General features: G+C 52.6%; 15 protein-coding genes. 4 read left to right on the top strand and 11 right to left on the bottom strand.

What is annotated here, in order from left to right:
* The first annotated feature begins 43 nt into the window (after nucleotides 1-43).
* Together OGX92_RS10045 and OGX92_RS10050 are read left to right on the top strand one after the other, a co-directional pair.
* On the top strand, nucleotides 44-253 hold the full coding sequence (locus OGX92_RS10045) for a hypothetical protein (protein ID WP_003830087.1): 210 nt from the start codon (nucleotides 44-46) through the stop codon (nucleotides 251-253).
* A 193-nt stretch (nucleotides 254-446) separates the two neighbouring features.
* Nucleotides 447-1,502, top strand: coding sequence for a porin (locus OGX92_RS10050; RefSeq protein ID WP_003830085.1), 1,056 nt, complete (start codon nucleotides 447-449; stop codon nucleotides 1,500-1,502).
* Between the two features lie 62 nt (nucleotides 1,503-1,564).
* On the opposite strand, the gene OGX92_RS10055 is transcribed toward OGX92_RS10050, so the two are convergent.
* The 8 genes from OGX92_RS10055 to OGX92_RS10090 all read right to left on the bottom strand — a co-directional run bounded on the left by OGX92_RS10055 (nucleotide 1,565) and on the right by OGX92_RS10090 (nucleotide 8,472).
* Entirely contained in the window at nucleotides 1,565-1,966 is a 402-nt protein-coding gene (locus tag OGX92_RS10055) for a hypothetical protein (protein WP_003830083.1), read from the bottom strand.
* 191 nt (nucleotides 1,967-2,157) lie between these two features.
* Nucleotides 2,158-3,345 (bottom strand): MFS transporter, encoded by a 1,188-nt coding sequence (locus OGX92_RS10060; protein ID WP_286586503.1) that lies wholly within the window; start codon nucleotides 3,343-3,345, stop codon nucleotides 2,158-2,160.
* A gap of 94 nt (nucleotides 3,346-3,439) precedes the next feature.
* Nucleotides 3,440-3,691 (bottom strand): putative Se/S carrier protein, encoded by a 252-nt coding sequence (locus OGX92_RS10065; protein ID WP_003830079.1) that lies wholly within the window; start codon nucleotides 3,689-3,691, stop codon nucleotides 3,440-3,442.
* Complete coding sequence (gene yjiL, locus OGX92_RS10070; protein ID WP_003830076.1) at nucleotides 3,688-4,455, bottom strand: putative 2-hydroxyacyl-CoA dehydratase activator YjiL; 768 nt, start codon at nucleotides 4,453-4,455, stop codon at nucleotides 3,688-3,690. Before yjiL ends, OGX92_RS10065 begins: the two co-directional genes overlap by 4 nt.
* Nucleotides 4,456-4,464: 9 nt before the next feature.
* A complete protein-coding gene (locus tag OGX92_RS10075; protein WP_003830073.1) occupies nucleotides 4,465-5,616 on the bottom strand; it encodes a double-cubane-cluster-containing anaerobic reductase in 1,152 nt (383 codons plus the stop codon).
* A gap of 95 nt (nucleotides 5,617-5,711) precedes the next feature.
* On the bottom strand, nucleotides 5,712-6,176 hold the full coding sequence (locus OGX92_RS10080; protein WP_003830072.1) for a GNAT family N-acetyltransferase: 465 nt from the start codon (nucleotides 6,174-6,176) through the stop codon (nucleotides 5,712-5,714).
* A gap of 13 nt (nucleotides 6,177-6,189) precedes the next feature.
* Entirely contained in the window at nucleotides 6,190-7,470 is a 1,281-nt protein-coding gene (locus OGX92_RS10085; RefSeq protein WP_003830070.1) for a DUF445 domain-containing protein, read from the bottom strand.
* A 75-nt stretch (nucleotides 7,471-7,545) separates the two neighbouring features.
* On the bottom strand, nucleotides 7,546-8,472 hold the full coding sequence (locus OGX92_RS10090) for a LysR family transcriptional regulator (RefSeq protein WP_003830068.1): 927 nt from the start codon (nucleotides 8,470-8,472) through the stop codon (nucleotides 7,546-7,548).
* Between the two features lie 219 nt (nucleotides 8,473-8,691).
* Between OGX92_RS10090 and OGX92_RS10095 the strand changes: the two genes are divergently transcribed.
* Together OGX92_RS10095 and metC are read left to right on the top strand one after the other, a co-directional pair.
* Nucleotides 8,692-9,924 carry a dicarboxylate/amino acid:cation symporter gene (locus OGX92_RS10095; protein ID WP_003830065.1) on the top strand — a complete coding sequence of 411 codons (1,233 nt, stop codon included), beginning with the start codon at nucleotides 8,692-8,694 and terminating at the stop codon, nucleotides 9,922-9,924.
* A gap of 30 nt (nucleotides 9,925-9,954) precedes the next feature.
* On the top strand, nucleotides 9,955-11,145 hold the full coding sequence (metC, locus tag OGX92_RS10100; RefSeq protein WP_003830063.1) for a cystathionine beta-lyase: 1,191 nt from the start codon (nucleotides 9,955-9,957) through the stop codon (nucleotides 11,143-11,145).
* 79 nt (nucleotides 11,146-11,224) lie between these two features.
* Here the strand turns inward: metC and mdtM are convergent, their stop codons facing one another.
* From mdtM to OGX92_RS10115, 3 genes are all read right to left on the bottom strand, one after another.
* The gene (gene mdtM / locus OGX92_RS10105) at nucleotides 11,225-12,466 is read right to left on the bottom strand and encodes a multidrug efflux MFS transporter MdtM (protein WP_003830061.1); all 1,242 of its coding nucleotides are present in this window, start codon (nucleotides 12,464-12,466) and stop codon (nucleotides 11,225-11,227) included.
* Nucleotides 12,467-12,790: 324 nt separating this feature from the next.
* Nucleotides 12,791-13,441 carry a LysE family translocator gene (locus OGX92_RS10110; RefSeq protein ID WP_003830059.1) on the bottom strand — a complete coding sequence of 217 codons (651 nt, stop codon included), beginning with the start codon at nucleotides 13,439-13,441 and terminating at the stop codon, nucleotides 12,791-12,793.
* 48 nt (nucleotides 13,442-13,489) lie between these two features.
* Nucleotides 13,490-14,305, bottom strand: coding sequence for an AraC family transcriptional regulator (locus OGX92_RS10115; protein ID WP_286586504.1), 816 nt, complete (start codon nucleotides 14,303-14,305; stop codon nucleotides 13,490-13,492).
* Between the last annotated feature and the right edge of the window lie 116 nt (nucleotides 14,306-14,421).

The raw sequence follows: 14,421 nt of genomic DNA on the forward strand, positions 1-14,421 counted from the left end.
CATATTTCATCGCCATAAGCGTGTTTGCGTTCAGGAGATGATTATGCCCTCTCGAGATTACCCTGATATCCGAAAAGCCAGGGGAACCCGATCAAAAGATATGGTTCTATTAAGTGCCCGTGTCGATACTTCTCTATGGGAATATGTTCGGACGCTGGCATTTGAAACTCGTAAAAGTAAACAAGACATTATTGCCGAGGCATTAATGTTGCATCGCTCTATTAATGAGAGCACAAGCGAAGAATCTAAGTAATTACTCTCTGTTCGGGTTTTCTTTAAAACCCAAAATTGAAACAGGTCTTGCCACTTCATTATTGCCTTTATTGGTATATTTTTTCGGTGTGTTATTGGTGTTTCCCCTTATCTGGAGGGGACTTTTTTATGTGGGCATCCCGCCTTCATAACAAAGTTGATAGCAAAATTCACAATTAAAAGTGAGTAATAACATGAAAAAGTCAGTAGTGGCATTAGCTGTAATGGCATTAGGGGTAACCTCCGTTCATGCAGCGGAAATTTATAATAAAGATGGCAACAAACTGGATCTGTACGGCAAAGTAAAAGCGGTCCATTCCTGGACTGACGGCAATAACGCCGATGAGACCTACGCGCGTCTGGGTTTTCGCGGTGAGACACAAATCAACGATCAGCTGACCGGTTATGGCCAATTTGAGAGTCAGTTTGATGCCTCTAAAGCAGAAGGTTCTCAGAATGGCGTTAAGACACGTCTGGCGTTTGCTGGCCTGGATTACGGCCATGACGTTAGCTTTGACTACGGTCGTAACTACGGTATCGCTTACGACGTGGGAGCTTACACTGACACTCTCTCAGAGTTCGGCGGTGACTCCTTTGAAGATGCTGACCGCTTCCTTACTTCACGCACTTCTGGCGTTGCAACACTCCGTACCAAAAATCTGTTTGGTGCCGTTGATGGTTTGAGCGTTGGTGCGCAATATCAGGGGCAGGACGATACCAATACGGATCCGACCAAACAGCACGGCAACGGCTACGGCTTCTCCCTGGGCTATGACAATATCGCGGATTCTGGTGTTTCTGCCATTGCGGCCTATACAAAAAGCTCAATTACCGCGGCCCAAAAGAAAGGCAATACAGACGGTATATGGGATGGTGAAAACGCAGAGTTCTGGGGCGCAGGCCTTAAGTATGATGCAAACGCAATCTACGTTGCGACCATGTACGGCGAATCCCACAACCTGCTCCTGAATACGCGCGAAAAAAATTCTCAGGGTGTCCCTCAGGATGCGGACAAAGCGCAGCACTTTGAAGCGATGGCGGCCTATGTGTTTGATTTTGGTCTGCGTCCGAACGTGGGCTACGTCCATACGCGTGACAACAACAATAACGATCTGACCGAATACGTTGCGCTGGGCACAGACTACTACTTCAACAAAAACATGGTTGCTGATGTGGGTTACAAAATTAACCTGCTTGATGGCAAAGACGGCGACAACAAGGTTGTTGCGGGTCTGACCTATCAGTTCTAAGTAGTTATACTAGTACGAAAAAGGCGTCTTGGTTAAGACGCCTTTTTTACATTTGCTGGAGTTTAAACCGGCTGACTCTCTTTCATCTGTACACCGTTAAACAGCCATTGCCAGATGCCCACTTTTACCCATGCGACCACGCAGAGGATCAGATAAAAAAGCGGATTATGGGTAATGGTAACGCGCATGACTTCCATTAAATCCACATGCAAATTTCCGGCAATTGCCATATTGATAACAAAAATAGAGGCTACCGCGCTGGCCAGTAAAATAAGTATGGCATGTAACTTTGTTATCTCCGGTAACTTGCCAGAGGCCCATTGCCATAAGAATGTTGTTGATAACAGGAAGATAATAAACAATCCCAGTGCGCCAAATAAGCCAAAGTCTTTATAATCCTTTAGCGTGCCAATTAAACCCGCTAAAATAATTAACCCCAGTAGTATTTTTTTAAACCACGACATGTGCCTTTCCCGAAGATGGTGTTGATGTTGAATTAATATGTCCATTTTTACGCATTTTAAATTGAGTTTATAAATGAACAGCCGGGGATTATAAATTGTCTGACGGATAATTGCCGATTATTTGCGGTTTATTAAATGCTGACATTTAATTGCGGACTAATCCGAATATATCTTCTTTAGACGTTAGCCGGTTATACCCTTTTGGGCGAGGCGAAACGCTGTTTGTATAATTGCGTGAGGCTGATAAGTGCCGCAATAAACAACGCGACCGCGCCGCACACCGTGGCGTTAACGATCGCCTGTGCGCCGCTTCCCAGCAGGCTGGTTAATAGCGGACCAAGTATTTGCCCAATGCCGTAAGTCAGAGTGACCAGGCCCAGCAGATTAATATTGCGCGGTACGCTAAGTTGTCGGGCAAGCGGCATCACCAGTGAAGTGGTTCCCATAAACGTTGCGCCAAGCCCCATGCTGCTTATCACCAGCAGCGGCAAGGAGCCGCTGGCGAGCGTCATGACCACGCAGGCGCTTTGAATCAGCAAATTCACCGTCAGGCATTGCAATACACCCCAGCGTCGGGCGGCCCACAGCCAGGCGAAACACCCCGGAATTATCGATATGCCGACCAGCGACCAGAGATGGGCAGTCAACAGCGGCGAACCGGCACTTTTCGCCATCAGCGGCAGGTAGGTGGCGACAATGATGTAGCCAAATCCGGCCAGCCCGTACAGTAGCGCCAGCAGCCACCAGGACATAGGCTGATACTCTGTTTTTACCGGGGCCGCAGCGGGGAGCATGTGGTCGCGAGATGGCAGGAGTATAACCAGTAGCACGAAGAACAGAGCCGAGGCTGCCGCTGCGCCCAGCCAGAGCGTGTGCGATGAAAGCGCAAAATGCAGACCGATAATGACATATTCATTGCCCAGCAAAATGCCTGCACCAACGCCGGAGAACAACGCCGCGATCACGAAGGGATGCCGGGTATGATGCAGAACGATCATTGAGCCAAAGATCATCATACCGGCACTGGCGACGCCTGCCAGAAAGCGGATCAGCATCACCAGCGCGGGCTGCGTAAAGCTGGCCATCGCCAGAATCAGCCCTGCGGTAGCGAGCGCGGACGTTAGCAGCATCGGGCGTAAGCGTGAGGGAAGATGGAAGAGCCCGAAGGAGAAGAGCAGGCTTCCTGCCAGATACCCGGCGTAGTTGGCGCTAGCAATCCAGGAGAGTTGGTCAAACGTAAATAGACCTTCCGACAGCAGCACTGGCAGCATTGGTGTATACAGAAAGCGTCCAATTCCCATACCCAGTGTTAAGACCAGCATGCCAAAAAGCGCGACGCTGATGGCATGACGATTTGAATCTGGGCTTCCCTGGGACATACGGACTCTCATTTCGCGCTGTTAGCTGATAATTGTTATATTACATGCGTAAATGATAATGAAAAGTAAAATAAAACTAAGTCCCTTGACCCGTTCAGGAAGGAGGAAAAGTGGCAAGGCAGCGCCAGTCTCCGTTTTCAAGACGGTAGATAGATTCGGTATGGCCCGGAATTATCCACTCATCCTCCTTGCCAGCAACACAGTCGATGTAAATGCACAGCCCGCAACCACCGCGTAGCTCGCGGGGAATATCTGCCACCCGAAAGCACATACCCGCAGCCTGTAGCGCTTTACGCGTTTTGATGACGCCGAGGGTAGTATGAAACAAAAACAGTGTTTCCTTCACTCACGTTTCCCCTGACGCTGACCAATTAACGCGGCCCCAATCGCCCCAGCAAACTGCGCGTCGGGATGCGTGTGTACGGGAATGCCAATGTGGCCTTCAAGCATACGAGCAAAGGCGTGACAGTGGCTTACTCCCCCGGTAAATAACAGTGGAGCCTGCCCTGAAAGCCGTCCGATGAAATTCGCGCTGCGTCGGGCCATCGCGTTGATCACACCTGCTAAAATGGCCTCCGGCGCGACACCCGCAGAGCGCAGGCTGATAACCTCTGACTCGGCAAAAACCGTACACATGCTGGTGATGGCATGTGGTTCGACGCCAGCGGTAATCGCATCTAGCTGCTCTACGCTGGCGCCGAGCGTGCGTGAGATGACTTCCAGAAATCGTCCGGTCCCTGCCGCACATTTGTCGTTCATCAAGAAATCGCTGAGGTTGCCATCATCATCTAACTGGATGACTTTACTGTCCTGACCGCCGATATCAATCACTGTGCGGGTGCCGGGAGCCAGCAAGCGCGCCCCCAGCCCGTGGCAGGAAATTTCAGTGACCTGTTTGTCGGCATAATCCACGAGCTGCCGTCCGTAGCCAGTGAGGGTTAAAAATGGTCTATCGTTCAGCCCCGCTTGCAGCGTTTCCCATGCCTGAGCGATCGCTTCGGCAGGGCGAAAAGGTGTTGGGCAGAGGAAGCGACGTCTGATGACGTTCCTTTCCAACAAAATACCTTTAGTCGCCGTGGAGCCGGAATCGATCCCTATTGAGTATGTCATCCCTGTTCCTCACAACATTTCAATGAACGCGGCGACACGAGTGCTAAGTTGGCCGATATCCGCGCTGGAGTAGTCGGTTTCAATAGCGATATAGGGAATGTTGTGCTGCTGGCGGACGTGGCGTTTAATGGCCAGTGATTCAACGGCGTAAGTGTGGCAAGCCTGTAAAATGACATCGACGACGCCGTCAGCCTGGTACTCTTCAACCATTTGGCTGAGCATTTTCAGACGTTGATCGTTAGGGGAAATACATGAGCAGCCGATGGCGAGGTATTTATCGGTCAGCGCGTCGTAGACGTCGCCAGTTTCCTCCACGCACTGTTCAGTGGCTTTCGCACCGGTACAGTTTTCATAACCCACCACCCAACCGCCGTTTTCTTCAATGGCACGAACCACTTTTTCTGCCGCGCCGCCGATGGGGCAGCCGGTTATCAGTATGCGTGGACGTGACGCCAGACGTTTCCCGGCCTGCCATTCCTGATGTACCCGCTCGGCCATGCTATTAAGCTCGTCGATCAGTGCTGCTTTATCAAAGCGGAAGGTTGCACCGTAGACGACTTTCAGAATGTCACTGCCGCTGAGTGCGGGTGGGTTGAGCTGACCAACGCGGTAGAAGTTTGCCAGTGCACGACGTTCCTGGTTTTTTAGAATGACGGCTTCACGTAGCGCGGCTTCGGTTATCGGGGTGCCAAAACGGGCTTCGATTACCTGCTGCAAACGCAGGATCTCGGCTTTCCACAGCGCCCGCGAAGCCGCATCACTGGCGCTGTTGGGCAGTTGCATCACATGTACCGCTTTAAATTCAGCCATGTACTCGTACATCTTCTTTTTACCATCGCAGGTCGTTTCGCCCACCACCAGGTCAGAGAAGTAGAAGTACGGACATTTATCCGTTTTACCAAACCCGTAGCTGCTTTTGATCAGTGGACACAGGTTTCGTGGCAGATCTTTTTCGGCCTCTTCAATCGTTTCATCAGAGGTTGAGCATAGCGAAACGACGACCGCGCCTGCCGCCATCGCTATCTCCTGCGGCATAAAGGTGCAATAGGTCCCAACGAGCGGGATACCCTGCTCTTTAAGATCCATTACGGTGAGAAAACCTTTCTGACGGGCGTCGGAGAATTGATTAAAAATGGCGGGTAAATCGGTGATTAGCGACATGATTTTCCTTCCCCGTAACACGGGAGACAGTAAAAAGACGTCGCATTATAACCATGCAATTTATCTGGCTTTATTGATGTACAACAATTGTGCGCTTACAGATTACGACTGTAGACCCGTGAGACTTCCCCCCACGGATGATAGCCCGGCCCGTCAAAGTAAAATCCCGCTTTCTCGTATAAGCCTTCCAGGTCAGTACACAAATGGAGCTGCATAAAGCCTAGCTGTTTAGCCTGCTGCGCAATATGTTCAATCAGGCGAAATGCCAGACCGTGACCACGATAGCGAGGATCGACATAGAGCGCGCATAGCCACGGCCACAGTTCGCCGCGACTGATAAAATCATTAGTGATCAATCCGGCGCAGCCAACAATGCTGTCGCCGTCCTGCAGCCAGTACCACTGCGGTAGCGGGTTCTTTGCGCCAATGCAACGATGCAGCGCATCTTCGTATACCTTCACGGAGTCTTCTGAGGCCCATTGTTGCTGAAAGTAAGCGGTGACCTCGTGCAGTTTTTCCGGTGTTTCGCGCAGGGAAAAAATGCGGATGTTCATCGTCATTGAATTTTTCTCCTTAAAAATTCGCCAGCGTCAGCAGGGACGGAATTTGCGACAACAGATATAACACCAGCCCAATAGAACCGCCAACCAGCGTGCCGTTGACGCGGATAAACTGCAAATCTTTACCGATGTTCAGTTCAATTTGCTGCGACATATCGCGTGCATCCCAGCTTTTCACCGTGTCGCTAATATGGCGCGTCAGGAAGGTGGCGAACTCTGGCGCTACTTTATGCGCGGCCTGTTCCAGATGCCCATTCAGTGAGGCGCGCAGGGCGCTGTCGGCTACCAGCGTTTCGCCAAACCATTGTCCCGCACTAGCGATACGCTGCTTCACGCGGGAATCGTCGGCGTTAATGTCGGTTTTCACCCACTGACGCAGGTCTGCCCACAGCTCGCCAAGATAACGGTTGAAGGCTTCATCTTCCTTCAGATAGCTTTTCAGGCTTTCGGCCCGCACGGCCATCTCCGGATCGTGTTTGAGCTTATCGATGAGTTTAAACGTGGCGCGATCGAAGGCATGGCGGATCTGATGCGCGCGATCGTGGCTGATGTCATCCAGCAAGGAGTTAACGGCATCAGACACCAGCTCGGCACTGTGCTCGCCCAGCCATTCGGTCGGCAGGATCTTCGCTTTCAGCGGATGTTCGGTTTCCAGCCAGTGCACGACCTGTCTGGCGATAAACGCTCGCGAGCTGTCGCGCTGGAGCAGGGCGATCAGTTGGGCGATCAGCGTGTCGAGCAGCACCTGATGGCGATTGTTTTTGGTCATGCTTTCCAGCATCAGCGCACTGGTACCTGAGAGATCGACCTTGTCGATGGCCTTGTGCACCGCCCGCTTGATCAGCCGCTGAATGCGCGAGTCGTCGGTCAGTTCGAGAAAACCGCTCATAATTTGCAGCAGATGCTGGCCGATGCGCTGGGCGTTTTCCGGCTGGCTGAACCAGTTGCCGATCAACAGCGCCGGTTCATGGCGGCGGATCAGCGCGACCAGCGACTGGGTATCGAGAAATTTTTCCTGCACAAATTGCCCGAGATTTTCGCCGATCCGATCCTTATTGCGCGGGATAATCGCCGTGTGCTGCGAGATAAACGGGATCGGCACCCGGCGAAAAAGCGCCACCACGGCAAACCAGTCCGCCAGCGCGCCCACCATCGCCGCTTCGGCGATCGCTTTGATCCCCAGTACCCAAAAGTTAGGCGGCAGAAACAGCGTGATGACGAAAGTGGCAGCGGCAATCAGCAGCAATGAGAGCGCCAGTCGCTTGGCGCGTTTGAGTTCAGCAATTTTATTCATAGGCTTAAGGATAGAGCCAGACGGGGGGATCGCGCAAAAAATGTGGAGCGCCTCCCATTTTCAGGTGGGCTGGGCTTACTCCGGGATCCAGTTGTCCCAGGCGGGTAAGGGGCCGAGTTCCGCCACCAGAAAATCGATAAACGATCGCACCTTCGGATTGCTGTACTTGCTGGGAAAGTACAGCGCATACAGGGCGTGAGTTTCACAGGTGATGGTGCCGTCGAGCATCAGCGGCGTTATCTCTTCTTTTTGAATATGATCGCCAATCAGATAGGTGGGCAAATACGCCACTCCCTGATCTTCTAACACCGACTTCAGTAATACCAGGCTGCTGTTGGCCTGGATTGGCATATGCAGTTTTAACTGGTGCAGGCGATCCTGTTCATCCGCCACCTTCAGCACCGGCGTGAGGCCTGGGTAAACCAGACAATCATGGTTGACCAGGTCGCTTCGGCGCTGGGGCATGCCTTTTTTGGCAAGGTAGCCGGGTGAAGCGCAGTACGCCCAGCGAACAGGCACCAGCTTGCGCATCGCATAGTTTTGCGGCGGTGCGGTGGAGATGCGCAGGGCGATGTCGAAATCTGTTTCGTTCAGATTCACAAAGTTATCGTTGAGATCGATATACAGATTCACATCCGGGAACTGGGAGCGATATTTATCCACCAGGTTCACCAGCCGGGAATAACCAAACGCAATTGAGCAGGTTATGCGTAATTCACCCTGCGGGCTGTGGTAATAACCGGAAGTGGTATTCAGCGTTTCATCGAATTCTTTCAAAAGCTTATTAGCGCGGTTGAAGAGATATTGCCCTGCGTCGGTCAGGGTAATACTGCGGGTGGTGCGTTTAATTAATGTCGTGCCCAGCGTGTCTTCCATCGCAGCCAGACTTTTGCTGACCGCAGATGGCGATACGTTGAGCTGCGCCGCGGCTTCTGACAATCCTCCGCAGTCGACGATTTTAGTAAAAAACTCCAGATGCTTGAGTGAAATCGGCGTACTCATAGTTTCCTTTAATTCACAAGTGATTTGCAAAAACGGTACGAATAGGCCGTTACATTCGCGTTTTAAACATGCAACTATTGAATCACAGGAAACAACTTGCTGGCAAAATGAAAAAATAACAACTTAAGTGAGTTACGTCACAAAATAAAAGGAGGCGAAACGGAAACTCATCACATTGTGAATTTAATCTCATTAATTATTATTCTAAAGGTACCGATTATGTGGTCACGACTCGAACCCTACAAATCGTCGATTATTTTATTAGTTGCTCTGGTGATTGGCGGCTTATTAGGTATTTATGCCCCATCGTTTGCAAGTAAACTCCAGCCAATAGGTCAGATATTCTTAAACCTGCTATTTATGATTATTGTGCCGCTGGTGGGGATCAGCGTTATGTCTTCGATCGCCAGTATGACCGACCTGAAAAGGCTGGGGCGCATTATGGCGATTATCTTTATTGTTTCGATCGCCATGGCCTTTATTCCAGCCGCCGGGATCGTCGCGCTGGCGCTCTGGTATAACCCGGCGCAGGGCGTCACTATCGATCTCTCACAGTCGGTACAGGCGGGCAGCGGTAAGATGGATTTTGTCAGTATGATCACCACCAGCGACTTTATCGGACTGTTTTCTAAGTCCAATATTCTGGCGCTGATCGTAATGGCGATCATCGCCGGTGTCGCAATTGGCCAGTCGGATCAGGCCGGTAAACGCATTGCGTCGCTGCTGGAAGACGCCAATACCGTGATCATGAAGATCGTGTCGATCATTATGAAGGTCGCGCCGATTGGTCTGGGCTGCTACTTCGCCGCCACCATGGCCAGTCAGGACTCTGCACTACTGTTAACCTTTGCCCGCGCCATCGGCCTGTTTATGGTTGCCACGCTGGTCTACTTTGTTTTTGGCTCAATTCTCTATTCGTATATTGGCGGCGGTATTCCGGCGGTCAAAGCCTTCTGGCGTAACGCGATTGAACCGTCTGCGACCGCGCTGGGGACCTGCTCTTCACTGGGGACGCTGCCGGTGACGCTGCGTGCCGGTAAGGCGATGGGGATTAACCCGGAAATCGTTGATGTCTCCATTCCGCTGCTGGTTAACCTCAACAAGGGCGGCGTGGCGATGATTGCCGCGCTAAAAATTGTCTTTATCTATTCCGTGCTGGGCATGGAATTCACCACCGAAACCTTCTTCCTGACGATGCTGATTGCGGTGCTCTCCGCCATTATCGTTGGTGGCGTACCGGGCGGGGCGTTCCTCGGTGAAATCTTTATCGTCACCACGCTGGGCCTGCCGATGGAAGCAATCCCGATGCTGGTGGTGCTGGGCACCATTACCGATGCGCCGGCCACACTGATTAACGTTATCCATGATTTGAATGCGGCGCAGATTGTTGAACGGTTCGCTGGAAAAAAGCAGACCAACACTGAAATAAACTCTACTGCTGCGGTGGTATAGGTCTCACACGGATTAAGAACAGGAGATGTTATGAAAGACGCAATGAAGCTTGAAACGCACCTGGTTGTTGCTGGTCGCGACAAACGCTATACCCAGGGAGCGGTGAATCCGGTTATCCAACGCGCCTCTTCACTGGTATTTGATACCGTGAAGGACAAGAAATTTGCCACCGCCAATCGCGCTAACGGCGAGCTGTTTTACGGTCGTCGCGGAACCTACACCCACTTTGCCTTTCAGAAGGCAATGAGCGAGCTGGAAGGCGGCGTTGGCTGCGCGCTGTACCCTTGCGGCGCTGCGGCGGTGACAAACGCGATTCTGGCGTTTGTTCAGGGTGGTGATCATATTCTGATGACGGGTGCGGCCTATGAACCAACCCAGGATTTTTGCAATAAGATCCTGAGTAAATTCAACGTGGAAACAACGTATTACGATCCGCTGATTGGTGCAGGTATCGTCGATCTTCTGCGTCCGGAAACGAAGGTGGTATTCCTTGAGTCACCAAGTTCTATCACCATGGAAGTCCAGGACGTGCCGGGGATGGTGAAGGCTATCCGCGCGGTGAATCCGGAGATTGTTATTATGATCGACAACACCTGGGCGGCGGGCGTGCTGTTCAAAGCGCTGGATTATGGCGTGGATATTTCCATTCAGGCGGGAACGAAGTACACCATCGGTCATTCGGACGGCATGCTGGGCACGGCGGTGTCGAACGCCCGTTGTTGGGATCGTCTGCGCGAGAACTCCTATCTGATGGGGCAAACGCTGGACGCCGATACGGCCTACAATGGCAGCCGCGGATTGCGCACCCTGGCGGTACGCCTTAAGCAGCATCAGGAGAGCAGCATCCATATTGCCCGCTGGCTGTCGGCAAGGCCGGAAGTGGCACGGGTGAACCATCCGGCATTACCGGAATGTCCGGGCCATGAGTATTTTCAGCGTGATTTTATCGGAAGCTCAGGCCTGTTCTCGTTTGTGCTGAAAAAGAGATTGACCGACGAACAGATGGCGAATTTCCTCGATAACTTCTCGCTGTTCCATATGGCCTATTCGTGGGGCGGATTTGAATCGCTCATTCTGGCGAACCAGCCGGAAGAGCTGAACAGCATTCGCCCGGCTGGAGAGGTGGATTTCAGCGGTACGCTGGTCAGGGTGCATATCGGCCTTGAGGATATCGACGACCTGATTGCCGATCTGGAAGCGGGATTTGCACGCATTGCGTAAGGTGAGGTGAGCGTAGCCGGATGCGGCGCAAGAGCTTATCCGGCCTACATAGTTGTCGTAGGCCGGATAAGCGGGCAGGTTAGTTTTCAGTGGCTAACGTCGTTGCCTCATGCTGGCGTACCCGTTTGAGTAAACCTGCCAGCGTGAACACGACAGTGAGCCCTGCCGCAACCGCCAGCAGATGAAACGAAATCCTGCCGCCGTTAAACCATAGCCAGCGCCCAATTTCGACAGAAACCGCCATCACCGTCAGGATCACCATATTCAACGATGCGGAAACCGTACCCTTCGGTAAGTTGTTGGAAAACAGTGTAAAGCGGAACAGCGTTGGGAAGATCATCCCAATACCAAACGCATACAGGCTGGTCCCCAGCACCGACCACAGCCAGACGTGCGGCCACAGTAAATTGCCGACAATCAGCACTGCCAGCCCGCTCAGCTGTATAGGTGCGGCCCGCCATATGAAGCGTGGTTGGGTCGGATCTTTCACGAAACGAACCACCACCATATTGGCGACGATAACTGCGCCGAACACCGGGGCCTGTGCCCAGGCAAACTCCGATGTGGTCATGCCGCCAGCATCGATCAGAATAACCGGTGAGACCGCCACCCAGCTCATCATCGGGATATAGCTTAACGACAGCGTGGCTGCGCCAAACAGGAACACCCGGTTGCGGAAAACGTCGCGGAAATCACGCACTACGCCGCGGGCACTGAACGGCACCGCGCCGCGCTGGACGGTTTCCGGCATGGCTAACATTAACCCAATCAGGGCGATAAGCCCCATGACGGCAATGATGGCAAACAGGATCTTCCAGTGTACAAAGTGCATCAGCGCGGCCCCGGAGAGCGGGCCGATAACCGGTGCAACCAACACAATGGAAGTGATTATCGCCATTAACTTAATGGCCTTCGTTTGCCCAAACGCCTCCTGCACCGTGACATAGCCAACGGTCGCGATAAAGCAGATGCTGGTGCCCTGCACAAATCGGGCTACCAGAAATTGCGTCATTGAGGTGGTGAACAGCGTGGCAGCGCAGGCGAGGGTAAAGATTAACGCCCCCGCAATCAGCACGGGTCGACGGCCAATTCGGTCGGAAAGCGGCCCCAGCAGCCATTGCAGCGCCATGCCGCCCGCCAGATAGAGGCTCACCGCAGCGGGTGCCAGGCTAACATCGGCGTTGAAATCACGTACCACATTGATGATGCCAGGCTGGATCAGGTCCGTCGACAGATAGGCGGCGAAGTCATATAAAATCAACGCGACAGGAAAAAATAGCGTTGTGGCGCGTTGGGAGAAAAACGCGAGAATCCGTTGCATAAAACAGCTCCTTGTCGGGAGAAAACCCTCAACGGGAATAGCGAAATTCAATACCGTCTTTGAGACGTCAGACCGATGACAGAAAAAAGCAGACTGCAAATGTACTGAATTTCATGTAATCAAAAACGCTGTCTACGCGAAGCGCAAACAGAAGATACGCTCACTGACGCGGGGTCAGAAAACGTAACGATTACAGGTAACAATCAGCACATCGCACCTCAGGAAGAGTAAGTTGAACGGGTAATAACCATCCGCAGTGTAATGCGGATTGGATATTAATTAAACGAGTTTATCCGGTTTATGTGCAGAAAATCGCCCTGGAAATCAGACTACGATGCTCGGCAAAAATCGCAGCGCGATGGCACAACCGAAGATAATCAATACACCCCCAGCGATACGTTCCACCCATAATATCCCTCTGGATAACCGTCGCTGGATCTGCGGTAAACCGATGAACATCACGATCAGCAGATCCCAGCACAGCACTACGCTGGTCATCCAGATCCCGCTCATGGTTTGCTGCAGCAGCGTCACCGACGGGCCGAGCAGGGCGGCCATTAGCGCCAGATAGAACAGCGCATTTTTTGGGTTGAGCAGTGACGAACCCAATCCCAGCAGTAGCTGTTTGCCAAATCCTGGACAGGTAGACTGGGTGTCTGTTCCGGTCAGCGTTTGCGGGCGGCTGCGTACCAGCAGGCTGCCAATCCACAATAAATAAAGCGCGCCCAGCAGCTCAATAACCGTAAACAACAGGGGAAGCTGGCGCAGGATCCCCCAACCGATAATTGCCAGCAGAACATACAGCCCGTTGCCGAAAGCGATCCCCACGCACAACCCGGCGCTGCCGCGCATCCGGTATCGTGCGGCGTAACCGACCAGTAAAAAGAAGTCCGGCCCGGGGCTAAGCAATGCGACGAAATGCGCCAGCGCCAGCGCGGGAAAAGCAGAAGGAAAAAGTACAGAAAGCAGCGACATAGCGACCTCAGAGAATGAATCTGAGAGCACCGTACGCCTGACGCAGCGCTAATTATTGTCTGATATTGATCGTCCCAACGCGTACTGGCGCGGTGTGGCGGCGGTGTAGCGAACAAAGGTGCGATGGAAATGGCTCTGGTCGGCAAACCCGCTCTGGTATCCGACATCGGCAATTTCGTCTCCGGCCCGCAGCCGCTGGCGAGCATAGTCAATCCGTATGATGTTCAGATAACTTCCTGGCGTCAGCCCGGTATCTTGCTTAAAGGTACGGATCAGCGTCTCTTTACGCATATGACACTCATGTGCCAGCTCATCGAGCGAGGGCGGCGCGAGCAGGCTGGACTGCAACCGTTCGCGCAGATACTGGTTGGTTGCGCTTAGGTTGTCTTGTGTGACCGACTGCAACGGCAGCGTGTGCAGCAATGCTTGTGCGGCATCCGTTATTTGCGCGGTTTGGCGTTGCGGCATGAGCGTCACAAGGTGCATATAACGCTGGAATAATTGCGCATCGCGGATTACGGGAGCAGGCGTGCAAAGCCGCTGATTGGTGTTCTGTGCAGGCAGATTAGCAAGACACCACTGGGCATCAAGATAAAGCATATGATAGCTACGAAACTGTCCGTTAACAGGATTACAGCTGTGAGGTGCCAGCGGCGGTATCACAATTAGATCGCCCACCTGCAGATGGTATTCCTCGCCATCGCACTGACAGCACGTTTCCCCCTCGAGAATTGCCCCAATCGAGAGCTGAGAGTGGTGATGCCGCTTATAGGCCTGCTGGCTCTGCCAGGTGCTGCGCAGTTCCAGCCACGGCAACTGCTCATCACGCCAGAACGATTGTGGAATATTCCGGGTATGCGTCACATCGTGTCCTCGCTGAAAGTGATGATTTGTTATAGCACAGGCCGAGTGGTGAAAAAGTGGGAATGCGCATTGAGATGGCGATTTTGCGTGACGTGTTCCAGACAAATGCAGACGTT

The sequence above is a fragment of the Citrobacter sp. Cpo089 genome (assembly GCF_030332695.1).
Classification (GTDB): Bacteria; Pseudomonadota; Gammaproteobacteria; order Enterobacterales; family Enterobacteriaceae; genus Citrobacter; species Citrobacter portucalensis.

Excerpts from the sequence above, each read along its gene's own strand:
- OGX92_RS10110 (WP_003830059.1), bottom strand. The coding sequence starts at position 13,441 with ATGTCGCTGCTTTCTGTACTTTTTCCTTCTGCTTTTCCCGCGCTGGCG.
- OGX92_RS10075 (WP_003830073.1), bottom strand. The coding sequence starts at position 5,616 with ATGTCGCTAATCACCGATTTACCCGCCATTTTTAATCAATTCTCCGAC.
- OGX92_RS10095 (WP_003830065.1), top strand. The coding sequence starts at position 8,692 with ATGTGGTCACGACTCGAACCCTACAAATCGTCGATTATTTTATTAGTT.
- OGX92_RS10050 (WP_003830085.1), top strand. The coding sequence starts at position 447 with ATGAAAAAGTCAGTAGTGGCATTAGCTGTAATGGCATTAGGGGTAACC.
- metC (WP_003830063.1), top strand. The coding sequence starts at position 9,955 with ATGAAAGACGCAATGAAGCTTGAAACGCACCTGGTTGTTGCTGGTCGC.
- OGX92_RS10055 (WP_003830083.1), bottom strand. The coding sequence starts at position 1,966 with ATGTCGTGGTTTAAAAAAATACTACTGGGGTTAATTATTTTAGCGGGT.
- OGX92_RS10060 (WP_286586503.1), bottom strand. The coding sequence starts at position 3,345 with ATGTCCCAGGGAAGCCCAGATTCAAATCGTCATGCCATCAGCGTCGCG.
- OGX92_RS10090 (WP_003830068.1), bottom strand. The coding sequence starts at position 8,472 with ATGAGTACGCCGATTTCACTCAAGCATCTGGAGTTTTTTACTAAAATC.
- yjiL (WP_003830076.1), bottom strand. The coding sequence starts at position 4,455 with ATGACATACTCAATAGGGATCGATTCCGGCTCCACGGCGACTAAAGGT.
- OGX92_RS10085 (WP_003830070.1), bottom strand. The coding sequence starts at position 7,470 with ATGAATAAAATTGCTGAACTCAAACGCGCCAAGCGACTGGCGCTCTCA.
- OGX92_RS10080 (WP_003830072.1), bottom strand. The coding sequence starts at position 6,176 with ATGACGATGAACATCCGCATTTTTTCCCTGCGCGAAACACCGGAAAAA.
- mdtM (WP_003830061.1), bottom strand. The coding sequence starts at position 12,466 with ATGCAACGGATTCTCGCGTTTTTCTCCCAACGCGCCACAACGCTATTT.
- OGX92_RS10045 (WP_003830087.1), top strand. The coding sequence starts at position 44 with ATGCCCTCTCGAGATTACCCTGATATCCGAAAAGCCAGGGGAACCCGA.